Origin of the sequence: Acinetobacter sp. DSM 11652 (assembly GCF_900109815.1) — a bacterium.
Lineage (GTDB): Bacteria > Pseudomonadota > Gammaproteobacteria > Pseudomonadales > Moraxellaceae > Acinetobacter.
Map to the genome: position 1 here is coordinate 232,848 of NZ_FOBK01000001.1, position 20,916 is coordinate 253,763.

At 38.8% G+C, this 20,916-nt stretch carries 19 protein-coding genes; 9 read left to right on the forward strand and 10 right to left on the reverse strand.

Features of this window, described 5'->3' with window-relative positions; all coding sequences use genetic code 11:
- Positions 1 to 7: 7 nt before the first annotated feature.
- Both mnmA and BMW42_RS01155 read right to left on the reverse strand, forming a co-directional pair.
- Positions 8 to 1,141, reverse strand: a complete 1,134-nt coding sequence (gene mnmA / locus BMW42_RS01150; RefSeq protein ID WP_092766260.1) for a tRNA 2-thiouridine(34) synthase MnmA — start codon at positions 1,139 to 1,141, stop codon at positions 8 to 10.
- Between the two features lie 4 nt (positions 1,142 to 1,145).
- Entirely contained in the window at positions 1,146 to 1,631 is a 486-nt protein-coding gene (locus tag BMW42_RS01155) for an NUDIX hydrolase (RefSeq protein ID WP_092766085.1), read from the reverse strand.
- A gap of 280 nt (positions 1,632 to 1,911) precedes the next feature.
- Between BMW42_RS01155 and BMW42_RS01160 the strand changes: the two genes are divergently transcribed.
- Positions 1,912 to 2,292, forward strand: a complete 381-nt coding sequence (locus BMW42_RS01160; protein WP_092766086.1) for a hypothetical protein — start codon at positions 1,912 to 1,914, stop codon at positions 2,290 to 2,292.
- Positions 2,293 to 2,366: 74 nt separating this feature from the next.
- On the opposite strand, the gene BMW42_RS01165 is transcribed toward BMW42_RS01160, so the two are convergent.
- From BMW42_RS01165 to BMW42_RS01180, 4 genes are all read right to left on the reverse strand, one after another.
- A complete protein-coding gene (locus BMW42_RS01165; protein ID WP_092766087.1) occupies positions 2,367 to 2,765 on the reverse strand; it encodes an Imm63 family immunity protein in 399 nt (132 codons plus the stop codon).
- Between the two features lie 66 nt (positions 2,766 to 2,831).
- Positions 2,832 to 3,362, reverse strand: coding sequence for a gamma carbonic anhydrase family protein (locus tag BMW42_RS01170; RefSeq protein ID WP_092766088.1), 531 nt, complete (start codon positions 3,360 to 3,362; stop codon positions 2,832 to 2,834).
- 85 nt (positions 3,363 to 3,447) lie between these two features.
- On the reverse strand, positions 3,448 to 4,596 hold the full coding sequence (dacC, locus tag BMW42_RS01175) for a D-alanyl-D-alanine carboxypeptidase PBP5/6 (protein WP_092766089.1): 1,149 nt from the start codon (positions 4,594 to 4,596) through the stop codon (positions 3,448 to 3,450).
- Positions 4,597 to 4,715: 119 nt separating this feature from the next.
- A complete protein-coding gene (locus BMW42_RS01180) occupies positions 4,716 to 5,114 on the reverse strand; it encodes an MCR_0457 family protein (protein ID WP_092766090.1) in 399 nt (132 codons plus the stop codon).
- A gap of 265 nt (positions 5,115 to 5,379) precedes the next feature.
- Between BMW42_RS01180 and surE the strand changes: the two genes are divergently transcribed.
- The 3 genes from surE (at position 5,380) to BMW42_RS01195 (ending at position 8,154) form a co-directional block, all read left to right on the forward strand.
- Entirely contained in the window at positions 5,380 to 6,150 is a 771-nt protein-coding gene (gene surE / locus BMW42_RS01185; protein ID WP_092766091.1) for a 5'/3'-nucleotidase SurE, read from the forward strand.
- 128 nt (positions 6,151 to 6,278) lie between these two features.
- Positions 6,279 to 7,118: a peptidoglycan DD-metalloendopeptidase family protein gene (locus BMW42_RS01190; RefSeq protein WP_035270483.1), complete on the forward strand. Its 840-nt coding sequence runs from the start codon at positions 6,279 to 6,281 to the stop codon at positions 7,116 to 7,118.
- Positions 7,119 to 7,221: 103 nt separating this feature from the next.
- On the forward strand, positions 7,222 to 8,154 hold the full coding sequence (locus tag BMW42_RS01195) for a LysR family transcriptional regulator (protein ID WP_092766092.1): 933 nt from the start codon (positions 7,222 to 7,224) through the stop codon (positions 8,152 to 8,154).
- A gap of 53 nt (positions 8,155 to 8,207) precedes the next feature.
- On the opposite strand, the gene BMW42_RS01200 is transcribed toward BMW42_RS01195, so the two are convergent.
- Positions 8,208 to 9,419 carry an aspartate aminotransferase family protein gene (locus BMW42_RS01200; protein WP_092766093.1) on the reverse strand — a complete coding sequence of 404 codons (1,212 nt, stop codon included), beginning with the start codon at positions 9,417 to 9,419 and terminating at the stop codon, positions 8,208 to 8,210.
- Between the two features lie 161 nt (positions 9,420 to 9,580).
- Here BMW42_RS01200 and grxD point away from each other — a divergent pair, with 161 nt between their 5' ends.
- Positions 9,581 to 9,922 (forward strand): Grx4 family monothiol glutaredoxin, encoded by a 342-nt coding sequence (gene grxD / locus BMW42_RS01205; protein ID WP_092766094.1) that lies wholly within the window; start codon positions 9,581 to 9,583, stop codon positions 9,920 to 9,922.
- Positions 9,923 to 9,979: 57 nt separating this feature from the next.
- Here grxD and BMW42_RS01210 read toward each other — a convergent pair whose 3' ends face one another.
- The gene (locus BMW42_RS01210; protein WP_092766095.1) at positions 9,980 to 12,598 is read right to left on the reverse strand and encodes a Lon protease family protein; all 2,619 of its coding nucleotides are present in this window, start codon (positions 12,596 to 12,598) and stop codon (positions 9,980 to 9,982) included.
- Positions 12,599 to 12,781: 183 nt separating this feature from the next.
- Here BMW42_RS01210 and BMW42_RS01215 point away from each other — a divergent pair, with 183 nt between their 5' ends.
- From BMW42_RS01215 to rpmE, 4 genes are all read left to right on the forward strand, one after another.
- Complete coding sequence (locus BMW42_RS01215; RefSeq protein WP_092766096.1) at positions 12,782 to 14,959, forward strand: AmpG family muropeptide MFS transporter; 2,178 nt, start codon at positions 12,782 to 12,784, stop codon at positions 14,957 to 14,959.
- A gap of 9 nt (positions 14,960 to 14,968) precedes the next feature.
- A complete protein-coding gene (gloA, locus tag BMW42_RS01220; protein ID WP_092766097.1) occupies positions 14,969 to 15,370 on the forward strand; it encodes a lactoylglutathione lyase in 402 nt (133 codons plus the stop codon).
- 100 nt (positions 15,371 to 15,470) lie between these two features.
- Complete coding sequence (locus tag BMW42_RS01225; RefSeq protein ID WP_092766098.1) at positions 15,471 to 16,442, forward strand: bile acid:sodium symporter family protein; 972 nt, start codon at positions 15,471 to 15,473, stop codon at positions 16,440 to 16,442.
- Between the two features lie 216 nt (positions 16,443 to 16,658).
- Positions 16,659 to 16,883, forward strand: coding sequence for a 50S ribosomal protein L31 (gene rpmE / locus BMW42_RS01230; protein WP_004971624.1), 225 nt, complete (start codon positions 16,659 to 16,661; stop codon positions 16,881 to 16,883).
- Positions 16,884 to 16,940: 57 nt separating this feature from the next.
- On the opposite strand, the gene BMW42_RS01235 is transcribed toward rpmE, so the two are convergent.
- Complete coding sequence (locus BMW42_RS01235) at positions 16,941 to 19,151, reverse strand: EAL domain-containing protein (RefSeq protein WP_171260660.1); 2,211 nt, start codon at positions 19,149 to 19,151, stop codon at positions 16,941 to 16,943.
- The gene (locus BMW42_RS01240; protein ID WP_092766100.1) at positions 19,148 to 20,905 is read right to left on the reverse strand and encodes a GTPase; all 1,758 of its coding nucleotides are present in this window, start codon (positions 20,903 to 20,905) and stop codon (positions 19,148 to 19,150) included. The genes BMW42_RS01235 and BMW42_RS01240 overlap by 4 nt, the downstream gene beginning before the upstream one ends.
- Between the last annotated feature and the right edge of the window lie 11 nt (positions 20,906 to 20,916).

Genomic DNA, 20,916 nt, shown 5'->3' on the forward strand with positions numbered 1-20,916 from the left:
AATTCCTTTAAATAAAATCAGGTTTAGGCGCATTGGTATGATGAATCACACCGCCACCTAAACAAACTTCATCCGCGTAAAACACAACGCTTTGTCCTGGCGTAACAGCACGTTGAGGTTCATCAAATTCTACACGTACACCTTGCGGTGCATTTGGGTCATTAAATAAGACACATGCTTGATCAGGTTGTCGATAGCGAGTTTTCGCTGTGCAACGGAAACCATTTTCTGGAATCTCTTGCTCACCTGCAACCCAATCAATCGCTTCAGACCATAACATGGTACTTTGCATGAGGGGATGCTCATGACCTTGGCCAACAACTAAACGATTGCCTTCGATATCTTTGTGTAATACGAACCAAGCACCTTCTTCAGCGCCTTTCATTCCACCGATACCAATACCACCACGTTGACCGAGCGTATAGTACATTAAGCCGTGATGATCACCAACCTCTTTACCATCTTCAAGGACAATTTTACCCGGTTGAGCAGGTAAATATTGCTTCAAGAAGTCATTAAATCGGCGTTCACCAATAAAACAGATACCTGTAGAGTCTTTTTTCTTCGCTGTTGCAAGATCTAAATCTTCAGCAATTTTACGAACTTGAGGCTTTTCAATTTCACCGACAGGGAACAAGGTTTTGTTAATTTCACGACCATGAACGGCATGTAGGAAATAAGTTTGGTCTTTGTTGTTATCCACGCCACGGAGTAAAGGCGCATATTGCTCACCTTTAGAGTTGGTCATGGTTTCACCGCGACGAGCATAGTGTCCTGTTGCGATGAAGTCAGCACCTAATTTCATGGCATGATCGAGGAATGCACGGAACTTAATTTCTTTATTACATAAAATATCTGGGTTTGGGGTGCGCCCCGCAGCATATTCAGCCAAGAAGTGCTCAAATACACGATCCCAATATTCCATTGCGAAGTTGGCTGTATGTAATTTGATACCGATACGATCACATACGGCTTGCGCATCTGCAAGATCATCCATAGCCGTGCAGTATTCTGTGCCGTCATCTTCTTCCCAGTTTTTCATGAAAAGACCTTCAACTTGATATCCTTGTTGAAGTAATAAAGCCGCAGAGACAGATGAGTCTACACCACCTGACATACCGACGATGACACGTTGTTGCATAGGATTAGGCATCCAAATTTGAAATTAAGGGAGAGTTTTGGTGCTCATAAACGAGCGATAAAGGAAATTTTTGTCCTGATTGGGCATCTTGAATGGCTTTGATGACCAATGGGCTACGCGCGCGTGCCGTTTCTAACAGCTCATCTAGGCTCATCCAAACTGTACCTACGATACCTGTATCTAATGTTGCATTGGCAAAATAATGTGTTGATTTTGCTAAAAAACAGAAGCGGTAATAGGTACGATCTGGAAACATAGGTGGGGTATAGGTATATATACCCAATAAATCTGTGACTTCAACTTGGTGACCTGTTTCTTCCATGGTTTCACGAACCGCGGCTTGAATAAGGGTTTCACCAGCTTCAACATGACCTGCAGGTTGATTAAAAACGGTGTGCATGACACCTTCTGTTTGTTCTTCTACAAACAGATATTTACCATCTTTTTCAACCACTGTTGCAACAGTGACGTGAGCAGTCCAAGCGGTCATAAAAAAGCACCAGATGAAGGGAAGGCATATTGTATAAAATTTTGAGGTGTGTGGCTATGATGGGAGGGGATTTCTTTGAAGGCGTTCTATCTTAAGTTTAACTAAGAAGTTCTTTGGATCAATAATTTAATAAAGGGCGTGGAACATGAAGAATCAACAAAAAAGCCCAATTTAAGTAAATTGGACTTTTGAATGTAATTTAAGATTATGATTTATATGAAATAAAAAAGATAATTTCGCATAAGGTGTATTATGTTAATTTTAGGAAAACTTAATCGAAGTGAAATATATAGCTCAAATCATAGAATTTAATGAGGATCTCGAATTCATTCTAAAAATTAAGGTTCGTAATGAAATTCTAGAGGTATTTAGTTCTTCAATACCCTCATGTATTGATCTCAAAAAAAATTACCTTATAGATTTAGAAGCTACTATTTTTGATAATTACCTTATTGAGAAAATACATTATCCCCATCAAATTAAGCAAATAGATAATAGTCTAAGATATGAAATTATTGGATATTTAAAAGAAGGGAAGATAGATGTTAATGGCTTAATTTTTGAAGATGATATTTTAAATAGAGATTTTTTTTACTTAGATAACAATACAGTAAAATGGACTATCGATAGAATTAATGCTGACTTTGATGACAGAGATTGATTCCATTTAACATAATGGCTGTTATGCGAAATTCCATAGATATTTTAATTCTCTTGAAAATAAATATTTATAAATCAAATATCTCTAAAAGGAGCTGTTTCTAATACTTTTTTTATCTCATTTTCTTTTTTTACTTTCCATTGATCACTGATTAAACCAAAAAGTTCAATTTGTTTTGAAAAAGCGAGTCGACGGAAATCTTGTCCTCTAGTTCTATTCTTAAGTTCAAACTCAAACGAATAGCTAGATATAAAATTATCCATTATCCAATAAAGCAACTCTTCAAAATCCTTAGTTGTTTTTTCAAAAAAAACTTCTCCTCTTTCTTCAGAAATATACCAATATTTATTTTCAAGGATTAATACATATGGAGCTCCATCATTCTGAACTGCGGGCCAAACTCTTTTTTTTCCCAGCCCAATTTTTTCACAAATTTGATCAACCTTACGTTGAATTTCTAAAAATGTAAGCATTATTCTTTGATTCTCCAAATGTTCTTAATATCTATTTAACATAAAATCTCTTATGCGAATTCAAAATTATTTATAATTCCCCGAAACCTTTACATAATTCTGCGCTGAATACGGCAGAAACGCTTTTTCTTTATCAGTCAGTGGACGCACTTTTTTCACTGGGCTACCCACATACAAATAACCACTTTCTAATACTTTGTTGGGTGGAACAAGCGAACCCGCACCGATCATCACATCATCTTCAACAACAACATCATCCAAAATAATCGTTCCAATACCGACTAAAACACGATTACCAATAGTACAACCATGTAATTTCACATGATGACCCACAGTAACGTCCTCACCAATAATGAGCGGTGAACCTTCAGGTTTATCAGCTTTCTTATGACTGACATGCAACATGGAATGATCTTGGATATTGGAATTTTTACCAATCCGAATAAAATTAACATCACCGCGGATCACAGCATAAGGCCAGACTGAAACATTCTCAGCCAAGAAAACATCACCAATCACTAACGCAGTTGGATCAATATAATTTGTTGTATCAAATTGTGGGTAAGTCTCTAAGTATTTGCGGATATTTTCAGTCATAAAAAATTGCCTGTTTTTATTCATTATAAACAAAAAAGCACCCAAAAGAATTTGAGTGCCTTTATATCTTTAGTCAAGCTGTGACTTAAAACAAATTACTAAAGAACTGTTTGATATGATCAATCATACGCGAGAAGAAACCAGCTTCTTCAACAGCTTGCAAAGCAACAAGCGGCTTCTCCGCAATAACTTTGCCGTCAAGTGTCGCTGTTAATTTACCTACAACTTGCCCTTGTTGAAGAGGGGCATTTAAGTTCGGTTGAACCGCAATTTGAGTCTGAATGGCATTTGCTTGACCTTTTGGCATAGTCACGTTGAAGTTTTCAGCAAGACCCACACTCACTTGATTGGATTGACCAAACCAAACTTTAGAAGTGGTCAACTCTTTTTGAGCGGGTTGAACACTGACAGTTTCAAAGTTTGCATAACCCCAAGATAACAAATCACGTGTTTGCGTTGCACGTGCTTGCATTGATGGAGCACCAAAAATCACTGAAATTAAACGCATCGGGCCACGTTTAGCTGAAGTCGTTAAACAATAACCAGCTTCAGAAGTATGACCTGTTTTAAGACCATCTACACTCGGATCTGTATATAGCAACGCGTTACGGTTGCCTTGCTTGATCCCGTTAAAAGTAAACTCTTTTTCAGAGTAAATAGGATAATACTTTGAACTGTCATGAATGATGTGCTTCGCAAGCGTAGCCATATCTTTCGCAGTAGAATAATGACCTTCAGCAGGCATACCTGTTGAGTTCATAAAGTTCGTGTTGGTCATGCCAATACGCTTTGCTTCTTGGTTCATGCTGTGTACAAATGTACCTTCATTCCCAGAAATATGCTCAGCCATCGCCTTAGATGCGTCATTACCAGATTGAATGATAATCCCGCGTAACATTTCCAATACGGTTGCTGTGCCATTGAGAGGTACATACATACAAGATTCTGTACTACTACCACGACACCAAGCAGACTCGTTCATCCGAACTTTTTCATCTTCTGTGAGTTCACCGTTCAACAACTTTTGTTCAATAATGAAACTGGTCATCATTTTGGTCATTGAAGCAGGCGCAAGTTTTTCATTTTCATTTTTACTTGCGAGAATTTGACCTGTTTCATAATCCATCAAAACGTAAGACTTGTTATTGAGTTCTGGTGGTGAAGATAAAACAGTTGCTGCATAAGTAAATGAAGGTAATAGTAATAATGCAGCAATGGCGCTTTTTCGGGTCATTCTATGTAGTTCCAATCTTGTATGAACGCAAAAATCAGCTTTGCATTCTAGGACAAAGCAAAGCCGACTTCTAGCAGTGGAGTCGGCTTATTTCAATCGAATTGTAACTATTTCGTGCTCTATTTAACTGAAGACTGATATTTTTTTATATCCTCGCACACTTGTTGATTTGCTTTGTCTCCAGCGTTTTTCGCATCTTGTCTCGCTTGAGCTAATGCTTGCTGATAATCCTGTTGTTTAATTAGATTGTTCAGCGTGGTTTGAGGTGAGTTTTCGTTAGGTAAATAGTCTTTTAATAGCTTTTGATAGCCTGCTTTAAACGCTGCATCTTCTTCCACTAAACTTGGGCATGATTCTGAAAAGACATAGATTGCAGCGAGTTCATCTTTAGTCACTTTTTGTTGAGTAACTTCGATATTTTCTTTTAAGTCTTGAGCATTGGCGAAAGTGAAACTTGAAAACAACATTGAACTGCTGATAAATGCGGTTGAAATCAATTGTAAAAAACGGTTTTGCATAAATGACTCAAAAATTAGTAAGTTAGTTATAAGAATAGAATAATCTTTTTTCGTGTTTAAAAAATAGAGAAAGTGTATTAATGCTGTTGGAACTCAGAAAGTAAAGAAGAAAAGTTCGGATTTGAACAAGGGGATGACTATATGCCGAGTTTTCAAGATTAAAGGCGTTTAAAACCTCAACATCCATGCGTGTGCTCATTGTTGTGTGTGGGGATTTTGATTAGGCTATCGAACAGATGGGATTACATGAATTGAGTGAATTGTTTTGAATATTTTGATTGCCAACGATGACGGTGTGTTCGCACCAGGAATACAAGCATTAGCACAAGCATTAAAACCTTTGGGTCGAGTCGTAGTAGTTGCTCCAGAAAGTGAGCGGAGTGGTTTTTCAAGTGCATTAACGCTTGATCGTCCATTGCGACCCGTGCAAATTTCAGAGGATGTATGGGCAATTAATGGCACGCCAGCGGACTGTGTTTATCTGTCCATGAATGGTCTATTTGATTTTGAATTTGATCTAGTTGTAAGCGGGATCAACAGTGGAGCGAATTTAGGTGATGATGTGTTGTATTCAGGTACAGTTGGGGCCGCGTTTGAAGGCCGACTCATGAAACAACCTGCAATCGCAGTTTCATTGGCTGGTCCAAATGTTCGTTCGTATCAAGATGCTCAAGATTATGCACAAGCTGTAAATTGGGTATATGAGTTTATTAAAAATGGTTTGCCTGAGTTACCACCGCGTCATATTTTCAATATTAATATTCCGGATACGGCTGAAATAAAAGGGACATTAGTGACTTATCAAGGAAGAAGAAAACAAACGAAACCGATTACCACACAAGTTGACCCGAGAGGCCGTCAAGTTGTTTGGATTGGTTTGGCTGGAGAGGCCGTAACAGATCCCGAAAAAAGCCAACTGGGTTATCAGTCAGACTTTTATGCCATTGCAAATGGATATGTCAGTGTGACACCGATCCAAATGGATGCTACCAACTATCAGGTGTTGGCTTCACTTGAATCTCAGTTAGAGCTTTAATTGAACGACCACAGGTAGGATGTGTTATAACTTTGTGAAAAATATATTTGAAACGGTGAATTTAGCATTAATTTTGCTACTCTTAAGCCGAATTCAGTCTTTTTAATCTTTTGTCAGAGAGGGAAATCATGCTTTTGGCCAGACCCAAAACAGTTTTGAAGTTGTCTAAACCATCTATTCACTCAGCATTGATCGCGGTTGCTGTCGCTTCTTTTCTTGGTTTGTCGGGCTGTGCATCGAAACCCCAAATCCACAATTCTGCTCGTTATGCGGTTGCTCCTGACTTCTATACAGTTCGTTCTGGCGACACTTTAAGTAAAATTGCGGCACGTTATGGATTGAGCTATTTGAGCATTGCGGAGATGAATGATATTGCACCGCCTTATCGCATCTATGTAAATCAATCTTTAAGATTAAAACCCTCTGGCAATCGACAAGTGACACGTTCGACCACGCGTCCTTTGACAGCGACTGAAACTCAGATTCAACGTCAAACCATTCAGTTACCAACAAAACCAGCTGTGGGTACGCCACCACCACAAACCACACCAGTACCAGCGGTAACTGCTGCAGTACCGACGACTTCGACTAAAGCAACTTCATTACGCTGGGTGAAACCATCGAATGGTCCAGTCATTGAAAACTTTAATGTGGCAAGTAATGTCAAGGGATTACGTTTTGGTGGCAATGTTGGTGATCCAATTTTTGCAGCAGCTGATGGTCAAGTGGTTTACGCTGCTGATGGTTTAAAAGAATATGGTAATTTGGTGCTCATTAAACATATTGATGGTTATATCACTGCGTATGCGCACAATAACCGGATGTTAGTGAAGAGTGGGCAAAACGTAAGTGCAGGGCAACAAATTGCAGAAATGGGCTCGAGTGGTGCAACCCGTACGATGCTTGAGTTTCAAGTTCGTTTAGATGGTAAGCCAATCAATCCAGCAAATATTTTGCCAATCAACTGAAGATATTTAGTGCAATTTAACAATTTCTTCGTATAATACAATGAGTTGCTTTTGTTAATTTTTGTTAATTAGAGAAGCATCTCATAATTTCAGAGGGAAATTTATGTTAGATCAACTTCGCTCGATGGGCGTATTTGCATGTGTTGTTGAAAAAAGCTCTTTCAGTGGTGCTGCTCGAGATTTAGGCATTACGACGAGTGCGGTTAGTCAGCAAATTCGTTCACTAGAACAAGAAATGGAAGTAACACTTCTGCACCGTTCCACAAGAAAACTAAGTTTAACGGAAGCAGGGCTGGCCTTTTTTCATAGCTGTCAAGAAATGCTCGCTGCAGCAGAGCGCGGTAAAATTCGAATTAATGAGTTACGAGACGATTTAGTTGGTGATTTACGTATTGCAACAACGCCAGAACTCGGTGCAACCCATGTAGTTCCTGCGCTGTCGCATTGGATTTCGGCACATCGTGGTTTAACCGTTCACTTTGAAGTTGAAAATCAGTTTGTCGATTTGATTCAAGAAAGAATCGATATTGCAGTGAGAATGTGTTCTCGCGTAGATGAGTCTAATCACTTATCTTGTCTGCCGCTTGCACGCGTGGATCAAGTCTTGGTGGCTTCACCAAGTTATTTGAATCAAAATGCAGTTATTTCAAGACCTGAAGATTTAGCACAGCATGATTTGATTCCAGTAAATATTGTAAAAAATCAGCAAATGATGACATTTGAACACAGTACATCGCGTGAATTGGTGAATGTGTCCATGGAAAATCGTTTACAGACAAACAATGTTTATGTCGCTAAATCATTGTGCCAAAATGGTCACGGCATTGCGCGATTATTATATCTAGATGTGCAAAAAGAATTAATGAATGGCACATTGGTTGAAGTTTTACCTGAATGGAAGTTACCTGCATACACTTTGAATGCAATGACATTAAAACGTGAACAACAACCAATGAAAATTCATCGCTGCCTAGATGCTTTAAAACAATATTTCAGCCAGTTGCCTGGTGGTCGAGTATTCCAAGAAGCATCTTAAGTGTTCTTCTTAATAAAAAAGCCGCAATATGCGGCTTTTTTATTGATCTTGGCTTAAGCCAAGAAGTTTTTAATCGCTGGAACTAAGCGTTTTAATAAATCATCAGCTTGTTCTTGATTCATATTCAACGCTGGCAACAAACGAACGACATTACCTGCGGTGACATTAATAATTAGATTGTGCTCTATGCGTGCAATATCCACCAACTCTGCGCATGGTTTTGGTAATTCAATACCAATCATCATACCAAAGCCGCGAACAATAACGTTTTGATCTGCAAGTTGTGTACGGAATTGATCAACTAAGTATTGGCCAATTGTTGCTGCATTTTCAACAATATTTTCTTTTTGCATCAAATCGATAATCGTGTACACAATGCGCGAACCTAATGCAGTACCACTATAAGTTGATCCGTGGTTACCTGCAGTAAGAATACCTACACCTTTACCTTGAGTCATCACTGCACCAATTGGGAAACCATTACCCAAGCCTTTAGCTGTCGTCATGACATCAGGAATAATATTGGTATGTTGATACGCGAAATATTTTCCTGTACGACCGTTACCTGTTTGAACTTCATCTAGCATCATCAACCAATTATGTTGATTACAGATTTGACGAATTTCTTCAAGATAACTAAAACCTTGAGGGGCAGTATTTACACCACCTTCGCCTTGAATCGGTTCAACGAGAATCGCGACGATATCTGGATGGTTGATTGCTGCTTCTTCAATTGCCTCAATGTCACCAAAAGGTACTCGGATAAAACCTTCAACGAGCGGGCCAAAACCTTCTTGTACTTTTTTATTGCCTGTCGCAGAAAGTGTTGCCATTGTACGACCATGGAAAGAATGATCAGCTACAATGATTTTCGGAAGAGCAATACCTTGCATATGACCATATTTACGCGCAATTTTAATTGCACCTTCATTTGATTCAGCACCACTATTCGAGAAGAAAATTTCTTCCATACCAGATACTTCAGCTAACTTTTGCGCAGCTGCAGTCTGCCAAGGTACTTCATAAATATTACTGGTGTGAATAAGCGTCGCCGCTTGTTCTGCAATTGCTTCTGCCAAAACTGGATGTGCATGACCTAGACCACATACTGCAATGCCAGTCAGCGCATCTAAATATTCTGTACCTTCAGCTGTATAAAGATACGAACCTCGGCCACGCACAAAGCTGATCGGTTGACGGCTGAATACAGGCATCAAATGAGATGGTTGATCAGTTTGAACTGGAGCGAGGGTGATATTGTTCATGTCTAACTCGTATTTGTTAGGTGGAAAATAAAAGTTTATCTAAGCAAAATCTGCTTAAGATTAAAAGCCTAATTGCAAATTAAACTGGAAAAATTTACCAATCCATACTCTTTACGGCGGTTTTAGGTATAATGCAGGCAGAATAGTTGAGGATTTAATCAATGACTGAACAAGTGCGTGATACAGAAGCGTTAATTCGTGATCAAATTGCAAAACATGCAGTTCTTCTTTATATGAAAGGCACACCACAGTTCCCACAATGTGGTTTCTCTGCACGTGCAGTTGAAGCATTGAGCCAAATTGGTCGCCCATTTGCTTATGTAAATATTCTTGAAAATCAAGACATTCGTGCGACTTTGCCACAAATTGCAAACTGGCCAACATTCCCACAATTATGGATCAATGGTGAGTTGATCGGTGGTAGTGATATTATGCTAGAAATGTTCCAAACAGGCGAATTAAAAACGCTCGTGGAGCAATATAGCCCAGCGCCTGAAGCTTAATTTAAGCGCAATAAAAAAAGCACCAATGGGTGCTTTTTTTATTTTGAAAACTTCAAATTAGTTTGAAGTCTCATCAGCGAGTTGAGAAGGTTGTTCTTCAGCATTGATCGCTTTATCTTTTTTAGCTTTGTCTTTTTTCTTCTTTTTTTTCTTTTTCGTTGGCTCTTCTTCAATTTCAGCACCATCTTCAATGGCTTGCCAATATTCTAGCTGCTCCATGACAGCAGCATAAATTGAACCTTTGGTATAGCGACCTTTTTTATTTAATTCTCCGACAGGACGCGCCATGAGAATCTCAAGTGCTTGATCAATTGTGTTGATGGCATGAATATGGAATTGACCGGCCTCGACAGCATCAATCACATCTTGACGTAACATTAGATGCTGCATGTTTTGACGTGGAATAATGACACCTTGTTTGCCTGTTAAACCTTGAAGTTTACATGCATCAAAGAAACCTTCGATTTTGGCATTGACGCCACCAATCGGTTGTACTTGACCCAGTTGATTCATTGAACCCGTAATCGCCCATGACTGATCAATCGGCAGTTGGCTGATCGCAGAAATTAAAGCGGAAAGTTCTGCAACGGTTGCACTATCACCATCGACTTGACCGTAACTTTGTTCAAAAGCCAAAGCGGCAGAGAAGTGCAAGGTTTGTTCACGTCCGAAATGTGCTTTCAAGAAAGATGACATTAACAGTACACCTTTAGCATGAAGTGAACCTCCTAACTCCACGCTACGTTCGATATCTAAAATATCGCCGCCACCCTGATACACTGAAGCAGTCAATCGTGATGGTAAGCCAAACTCGACATCTGCGTAGTGAATCACAGACAAAGCATTAATCTGACCGAGTCGATGACCACGCGTTTCGATAAGCTGTGTACCACGAGATAAATCTTGCCAGTACAACTCTCGTAAATAACCTAGACGATATTGGCGGTGTTTGAGCGCAGTGCCGATATGTTCTGCTGTCACCATAGTTGCATTAGATTTGGATGCATGGTGATGAGATTCATGAATCAGATCACCTAAAGTTAAGGCATGTAGTGACAACGAACTCTGATCCTCTGCTTGACGACTTGAGTCGGTCAGTAAAGCAGCCAAGGCAGAACGATTAAATGGAAGGAGTTTAGAGGATTGAACATAGTCTGCAATCAAATGCATATAAGCTTGTTCATTTTCGTCATTACGTTGTAATGTGTCAGTAAAATCAGCTCTGATTTTAAAGATACTTCCTAACTCAGGCTCCACCTCCAGAATCTCATAATAGATTTCTGGTTCAGCCATTAAAATGACTTTCAATTGTAATGGAATCGATGCTGGCTCAATTGAAATGCTGCCCGTCAGCGTTAGCATGTGCTCTAGAGATGAGAGTTTAATTTGACCAGACTTAATCGCTCGTTTGAGTCCTTGCCATGCATAAGGTTGTTCTAAAAGCTGCTCAGCCTCAAGCATTAAAAAACCACCATTGGCACGATGCAGTGCACCAGGTCGTATTAAAGTGAAATCAGTGCTGATAGTGCCATTTTGCGTTAATTGTTCAACATGGCCAAGTAAGTTGTAATGTGTGGGGAAATCTTCAAAGATGACTGGTGCCCCAGAATTTGGCTTGTTGCTAATGACTAAATTTGCTTGATAACGCGCAGGGACACGGTTAAATAATGCAGGTGAAAAATCAATTTCTTCCTGTTCGAGTACGGTCTCCACATTGTCGATAATATCTTGAGCATATAGTTTTAAATATTGTTCAAGATGTTTGATATCTGGAAATTTATTTAAAATATGTTCCATGCGGGGAATAATGACTTGTTTGGCAATGTCACGATTCAACTCAGACACCATATCTCGAGCTTCATCTTCGAGATCACCAATCTGTAAACCTAAACGCTCAAGCTTTTTATCCATATAACGAATATTGGACGCAATTTCAGAACGTTCTTTGCTACTCAGTGCATTGATGTCATCTTGAGACATCTCTTGAATTTTATTGTCTTTAAGATGAACAGGAATAAAGCAGTGTTCTTCATTACGACTGATCAACTTTAAATCAAGCTCTTCACCTTCTTTGGTAAGCTCAATCAAAGCTTGTTGTTGTTCATGACCTGTCGTTAAACGAATTTTTTCAATCCGATTGTGATACGTTTCAGCACTAAAACGACGTTCGAGCTGTTTGAAAATGGTTTGCCATGTTTGATGTAGCGTACTTTGAAACTTTGCGCCTTGTCCTGCAGGAAAGTTAAGCGCAATTGGGTTGCGTGCATTTTTGAAGTTGTATACATAAACCCAATCATCCGGTGTAGGCATATCTTTGGCATGTTGTTGGAGTAAGCGCTTGATCATGGTGCGTTTACCCAACCCTGCAGTACCCACAGCAAAGATGTTATAGCCTGAGTATGGAAGGGCAATGCCTGCTTCTACAGATGCTTTAGCACGATCTTGTCCTAAAAAATTATTAAGAGGCTTGATACGTTTTGTAGACGCAGGAATATTGTCATAATTTGGAATATGCGTCAGTTGTTCTGGTTTGAGTGCTGTTGCATTCAAGGTGTTTTGCGTGGCTTCATGTTCAAATACGGATAGGAGCTTGTTTTGTGAGTTTTGTTCTAAGTTTGTGGATGTCGTGGTTAAAGCTACTGCGGTAGAACTAATTTGATCGTGTCTCTGGGTCACAGGTGAAATCCAAAACTATAATTTACATTTGATAGTTTAAGGTATACAGGTTTAGCCAAAAATATCAAGTTGAGATAGATCAAATTGATGAAATACTCGGTGAAGTTTGCGTAAATTATATTGAAACCAAGCGCATTACAGAGTTGAATAGCGAGAGTACTTTTCACTGAAAATAACAACGCAATGACATCACAATCTTCGTCACCAGAATCAGCTGGATGGACTTCGGCATTTAAAGCCTTTCTTGATCGACGCGCGATCATTATGCTTTTTTTGGGTTTCTCATCAGGTATCCCAATTTTTCTGATTTTTTCAACTCTATCTTTCTGGTTGAGTGAAGCCGGTATTCAGCGTAGTACCATTACCATGTTTTCATGGGCAGCCTTAGCTTATGCCTTCAAGTTCATTTGGGCACCTTTGATTGACCGATTACCATTGCCTTATTTAACAAGGAAATTGGGTAAACGACGAGGGTGGTTGTTGGTTTCACAGATTTTGGTCGCAATTGCTATTTGTTCAATGGCATTTACTGATCCGAGTATTCATGGAGGAAGTATAGGGCCATTTTCAAGTTTAACGTTCATGGCGATATCCGCAATCTTTCTCGGATTCTCATCAGCGACACAAGATATTATTGTGGATGCTTATCGTATTGAGTTGACACAAGATACGAGTGTTCAGACGGTTATGGCTTCGACCTATAACGCAGGTTATCGAATTGCGACCATCGTAACTCAGCTCGGTGCATTACTCTTCGCTGCATCACTTGGTACAGCCATGGGTAACTATATTTATGAGGCGTGGCAGTCCACCTATTTGCTCATGGCTGGATTGATGATGATCGGGATTGTGACGACTTTAGTGATTCATGAACCGGTAGTAAATCAAGAACCTCATCAGTATCAAGCAAAGGATTATTTTCAGTTATTTATCGTCTTTGTGATTTCAACAGTAGTCTTCGTTTGTGGGTTTCTCCAATTTGGTGCTTGGATTTCACAGTTAAATATCGATGGTAATTTTCTGTCATTTATCGGGCAAGTTTTACGTTTCTTCGCAAGTGTGGCGTTGGCTGTGTTGGTCGTATTTGGATTAACCCGAGCAAAACTCATTGATGAAAAAATAGTCGTCGAGACATGGCTATCACCGATTTTAGATTTCTTCAAACGTTATGGTTTGAAAGTTGCGTTAGCTATTTTATTACTCATTGGTTTTTATCGAATTTCAGATATTGTCGCTGGGGTGGTCGCCAATCTTTTTTATCTTGATTTGAATTTTGATAAAGAAGAAATCGCTTGGTTTAACAAGTTTTTCGCCATTTTTTTTGTAATTTTAGGTGGCTTCCTTGGAGGCTTATTAGCTCAGCGTTATAACATTATGAAAATGATGTTGGTGGGCGCTATTGTTGCCAGCACGACCAATCTCATCTTTGTGGGGCTCGTAAAATCTGGACCAACGATGAATCAAGTCTTGGTACAAATGGGAGGTCAACAGCATCAAGTGACTCCTGATGAAGTGGGGAACTGGTCTTTAAAGCTCCCTGCATCTAATTTTGCTGAACATAATAGTATTCAAGTGTTATCCACCCCTGATGGTTATGATAAAGCCCTGAATGTTGAAATCCCGCTTCAACGCTATTCGAGTCAGGATGATTCTCAGATTTTCATCCAAGCCATTGGAGGGGATAATGTTCTCTACCAAGATGAGTTAAGCAAGGATGTCATTATTCGCGGTCAACTCTCGAACTTAAAAGCTGAAAGCACACTACAAACACTGAATATTCGTATTTCAAATCAGCAAGTGATACCTGCGAAGTTGGATCAAAATAATTGGAGCGTGGTCGTCCCCGGAGACAGTCTAAAAGACCACACTAAATTTACGGTGCAAGCGGTTGTGCAGCATGCTGGTCAGGCGCATGAATTAACCCAAGATCATATTTATAAAACAGTTTCAACGATCCAACCGAAGTCACGTATGGCTTTATCTGATCTTCCAGCTGTTCAAGTTGATAGTGATCAAATAGTCGAACTCAAAGGTAAAGTGGTTGTCCCTTATAGCAAGGTGTGGCTGGTGATGGGGATTGTATTTGACAATCTCGCATCAGGACTTGCTGGTGCAGTATTTATTGCGTTCCTATCAAGTTTGACTAGCGTTTCATTTACAGCAATGCAATATGCAATTTTTAGTTCATTGATGTTATTACTTCCAAAGATGATTGGTGGCTATTCAGGTACAATAGTGACAAACTTCGGTTATTCATCATTCTTCTTTATGACTTTTTTAATGGGTTTACCTATTTTGTTACTTGTTATTTGGGTGGCGAAATTGTTAAATCAGTTGAAAAGTACATCTTTCAATCAATAGGTAAATTTTATGCGAATGTTACATACCATGTTACGTGTAGGCAATTTAGAGCGTTCATTGGCGTTCTATACTGAAGTACTCGGTATGACTTTGCTTCGTAAACGTGATTATGAAGAAGGTCGATTCACTTTAGCCTTTGTGGGTTATGGTGATGAAGAAAACAATACTGTTCTTGAGCTAACGTATAACTGGGATACAGACAGCTATGAGCTGGGTAATGCGTATGGTCATATTGCGATCGCAGTGGATGATGCGTATAAGGCGTGTGAAGAAATCAAAGCACGTGGTGGTAACGTTGTCCGTGAAGCTGGACCAATGAAAGGCGGCGTAACCGTAATCGCTTTTGTGGAAGATCCAGATGGTTACAAGATTGAACTTATTCAACAAGACAGTAACGCGAGAAATAATTAAATTTCACTCGCTGATTTGTGAGTAAAATTTTAAAGATAAGCCCAATCAATGTGTATTGGGCTTATTTTCAATTCAGATAGAATAAAAAGAGGGATATGGGGTGCTAAAGTTCTTAGCGTTAGATCGTTTCACGATATTGCTGTTTGTTATGGTGATTTTAGCGTCAGTGATGCCAATTTCAGGTGTTGCTGCTCACTATTTTTCTTATTTCACCACGATTGCAATTGCAATCCTATTTTTTTTACATGGTGCAAAGTTATCACGTGAGGCGGTGATTCAAGGCATTAAACATTGGCAATTACACAGTTTGGTCTTTGCACTGACGTTCGCAGTTTTCCCAATTCTAGGATTAATAGCTAAACCTGTATTGCTACCGCTACTTGGACAAGAACTGTATTGGGGCTTCTTGTTTATGTGCTTTTTACCCTCAACAGTTCAGTCTTCTATTGCATTTACTTCTGTAGCAGGTGGTAATGTCGCAAGTGCTGTGTGTAGTGCTTCATTCTCTAATATTATTGGTATGTTTATCACTCCTATATTAGTGACCTTATTTATTTTAGGTCAGTCTGATCATGGGTTCGATCCAACCAATGCGATAGTCAAAATTATTCTGCTCTTATTGGTTCCATTTATTCTGGGACAATTATTGCGTCCTATCGTTTTTCCTCTGATTCAAAAAGCCCCGAGTATTGTCAAAACTTTTGATCAAGGATCAATTCTTTTGGTGGTGTATGGCGCATTCAGTAGTGCAGTCGTAGCAGGTCTATGGAATGAAGTCAGTGGGGTGACCTTAATGTGGTTAATTATTGCATGCTCTGTGCTTCTGACTTTGATTATGCTTTTAGCCTATCACGCCCCAAAGTGGTTTGGATTTAATCGTGCCGATCAAATTGCTGTATTTTTTTGTGGTTCTAAGAAAACACTCGCAAGTGGAGTGCCTATGGCGCAAATTCTTTTCATTGGACAACCTATGGGGATGATCATATTGCCAATTATGATTTTCCATCAAATCCAATTAATGGTGTGCGGAATTATTGCAAATCATTGGTCCAAGCAAATTGAAAAGTCTTAAAGGAAAAATTCGCTATCTGAAATAAAGTGGCGTATAATGTCGTCCACTTGTTGTGCTTAGCTCTGACGGAAGCCGTCTCGGTGGGCCAAAAGAATGGTCTGTTGTGGTGTTGATCTGCTGTATTTCAGCCTTTCCTCTGCGTCTGTTGTAATGGATGAAGAGAGTGATCAATTGCGATGACAGCTAAAGCCTTCTTAACTCTATGGAGAATCGACCATGCGCGCCGATATTCACCCAAAATACGAAAAATTAGTTGCTACTTGCTCTTGCGGTAACGTAATCGAAACTCGTTCAGCTGTTGGTAAAGAAACACTTTACCTAGACGTATGCTCAGCTTGCCACCCATTCTATACTGGTAAGCAAAAGAACGTTGACACTGGCGGTCGTATCGACAAGTTCAAACAACGTTTTGCTGGTATGTCACGTTCTATCAAACGTTAATACCCAAAATAAAAAAAACAGGCGTTCAGCCTGTTTTTTTATGTCCAAAATTTGGAATTAACTTTGATCTTGAACATTCATGAGCTGATCCAATTTACGCTGGTAATAATCACCTTGTAAAAATCTCACGTCGACATTCCACGCGTTGGCAAAGCTATTCATATCATTGAGATTTTTGAGTAATAAATTGACTGATCGATGACTATTGAAGTATTCAATCGCTTGTTTAAAACGTTCAATACCTTCTTCAGTATTTAAATCATCTGTGAATTCTTCATGCAGCGTGAAATTCTGAATATTGGCAACTTTGAGAATGAGATCGCTACATTTACTTAATCCAAACTCGCAAACGGCAATATCTGCACCTTGTGCTCTCAATACCTCAATCGCAGGCAGAATTTCATTTAAATGTTGAGCAATGTATTTTTCTTTAAACTGTAAAATCAGTGGTTGAGGTGCTTTTGCTCCTACAATCATGAGCAGTTTTGAAATTAATTCTGCCAATTGATGATGCTTTAAAAGAACATGGTGTCGTAAATTAATAATCAGTTTAGCTTCAGGATATTGTGTTAAAAAATTGTGCAGTTGCTTTGCTGCTTCAACCAAAATCCATCGGTCAATTTTAATAGACAACTCAGGGTCACCCACCAATTCTTCAATATCGTCCAATTGAATCCATTGGTTTTCAAAAATAAACCCACTGCTTACTTCATAGGTATTAAGACTAGTGTCTTCTTTATCATAGATTTGTTGGAACTTTAGCGTAATTTGATCGCGTTCAAGAACTTTACGAAGATGTACTAGGATATCGCCGTGAACTTCGTCTGACTGTACAGGTTCTTCAATTGCTTGAAATACAAATTCTGTTGAATGATCAGGCTCTACTTCAGAAGAAGGTGTATTCAACTGAATAGAGGTCGGCTCATCTGCTTGAGTAACTTCAAAATGAATCTCTTCAATTTCTTCAAGCGTTGTCTCTAAAGCAGCATCATTGCTCAATAAATTGGGTAGGGGTGTGTTATAAGCATTTGCAATGAGCTGTTCAAAATTATCTACATTTAAATCTGACAGTTTGAAGAGACTATAACCAATTTTGACATGCTGTTGATAGGTTTGATCTCCCAGATTGACGAGCCTAGGTTTTTCAAGCGCATGTAGTGCAGAGAGTCTTGATTTTAGAACTTCAATCGTTTCAGCTTGAATGATAGTGGCATACAGGGCTGTTTCAATTTTAAATACAGCGCCATTGGTCTGTTCGAGAATAAAGTCTGAAAGTTTGCCGAAATAGCCTTTAAAAGTATCCCAATCAGAACTCAAGATATAGTCTGGACAACTGGCTAGGCTGAAGATGACCAAAGCATTTTCTTGAGCAGGGTGTTCTTCAAGATGTTGTAAAATTTTTGCCAATGTTGTGTGTGGTGCAATTCTACTGTCTTGGTGAGGTGCAGTCTCAAGTTGAGGACTAAATGGTTGATCATCCTGTTGAAAATGCGTTGAAATCGTAATTTCAATGATTTGATTTTGATCTGTAGGATTACATTCAATTTGGACTGGATTTTGATGTGTTAACTGTGGATTAAGAGAAATCAGTTCAAAAGGTCCATACTCAAATTTACCGAAAGCTAATTTTTTAAATCGTGCTTTAAAAGATTGAATATCCTCAGGTTGTATTAAATCAATGAGCGGGGATCCAATAACGTCATCAAACGTGTTGAAGCCAAATAAATGCGTAAACTCATGGTTGCATTCAACGACAATCCCTTCTTCTATGATTGCAACTGCTTTTTTATGCTCTTCGATCCAATTTTGTTTAATTTGAACATTGTGTTTCAGTACATCCGTTAATTGCATCTGATTTTTTTGTAAGCGACTAAAAGCCAATGCTCGAATAATTTTAAGTAAACATTGTTCAGGTTGATCAATATTTAAAACATCGTAGATGCCCATCGAAATGAGTTTTACTTCAGACATTTCTAGCGCTTCTGGAGCTAGATAAAGTGTTGGGGTAAAAGCTTTATCAGAATCTGCAAGCAGTCGAAGAAAATGAGTTAAGGTCAGTTCATAGGCACGACCAAACAGAATTAAATCCCAATCTAAATGAAGTTGCTTTTCAAGACTCACTTGATCATCGAGTAGCACTGCTTCTACCTTGTACTCGCGTTTTTCGAGTAAAGAGATAATATGGTTATAACGAATCTGATTATCATCGACAATGAGTAAGCGCATTCCAGATTGCTTTAATTGTGTTGATAGAAGTAGGTTTTTCACTTCAATGCTTCCCATACGTCTTGAAAACGATTTGATTCAAGGTTTTGATGTTGTAAAAATTCATCAATCAGATATTGCTGCTCATCATTAAATAATTCAAATTCAAATTGAACAAAACTTTGTGTGATGAGCATGGTCTTTATCAATTCTACTTTGATATCTTGATCAGTTAAGCGTAAATAAATAGATTGTTGTTCTTTGAAAAACTGTAAATTTGGCAAAATAAGAGAATGCTGTGGAGCATCAATCTTCAAGGTATGTACAAATAAACATGGATGATAATTAAAAGAACTTCGATCTGTATAAACTTTTGCGGCGCAAGGGTGGATGTCGGGTCCAATCACTTCAAGCCCAAGTTCATAGCTTTTTTTAACAGATTGTTTGATCCAACGAATTACACCACCTTTCCATTTGCTGCTCACTCCCTCATTGATCAGGATAAATTCACCAGTTCTTAAATTTGGAGGTGCTTCTTCTTCTAACCAACGTACGCGATAACCATTTAAACTGATATCTAAAACTTGAGCCGCATGGATTTGACGTGCCTGTTTATCTAGAACCTTGTTTGATTTGTCTGTATAGGCATCTGGGTAGTCATTTAAATATGTAAATGCAAACTCGTCTTCTGATTTTGATTTAGGCGGTGTTAGTCGTAAGGTTTCGCTAAAAGTTTTGGTTTTAGAGAGATAATAATGAGCGGTAAGTAAACTGAAACAGAGTTGTAACTGAGCGGAATGTTCATAACGTTCATGTCGGCGTTCAATGGTCGAGCCTAAAACATTTTGTACATGAAATTTAAGAGGCGCAGTTAAATATGCTTTCTCTTTCTTAGATAAATATTCATTGTCCTTTTGAATGGTTAAGTTGACATGCTCAAGCAACGATTGTGTCGCCACGAAAATGTTTGGTTTAAAACTCTCATGGTGTTTTCGGTTGTAAACTGGCGGATGATCTTTAGTGGTATCAATGACGTAACGAGATAAAGCGGTTTCGCGTGGTAAAACTTGCACTAATTGTGCCCAATCCGCTGTGCATTGATAGAGCGCGTAGATCTCAGAAGGACGAATTTGGTGAGTATTAAATATTTCTAATAATAAGACTTGGGCATAGCACTGTTGAATATTTTTTAAAGCGTGATGAGTGCCTTGCAATAAATTAATATTGACCGTGTGTTCTTGGTTTTTTAATGCCAAATCATACAGATAATGGGTCATTAACCATTGCTTAGACAAGGCAGAACGATAAAGCATCTGTTGTTGTACTAGCAATAAACCCAATTGTTGAAGAGCGTAATAACTGGAAAGGAGTCGTGCAGTTTTCACATTACGCTTTTGAGCAAACTTCAAAATAGAAAACTTTTGTTGTTTTAGCTGCATTTCACTGCGCTGTGCAATATCTATGTAGATATCAGCAAATAATGTTCTCAAGCGAGTGGTTAATTCTATAATATCTTTGTTACGGTCAGATAGAAAAAGACCTTGATTTAAAAAGTTTTTTTCAAGTCTCTCTAAAATATTTTCGATCAAAGGGTGTAGCGCTTGAATAAGATCAAAGCGCAATGTTTCCGAACATTTGAGTTCAGCGATTTCATATAGGGCTTTCAACACCGCTTCAGAGGTGTCACCTAATTGCATAATTGAAAGTTGAGATGCCCAAAAACCCAAGTCCTGAACATTTGCATTTGCAAAACTCAGTTGATCTCGAGTCAAGGCAGTAGGATAGTGAAAAATTTCTGAAATCTGAGCCTGAAGCATGTGAATGAGTC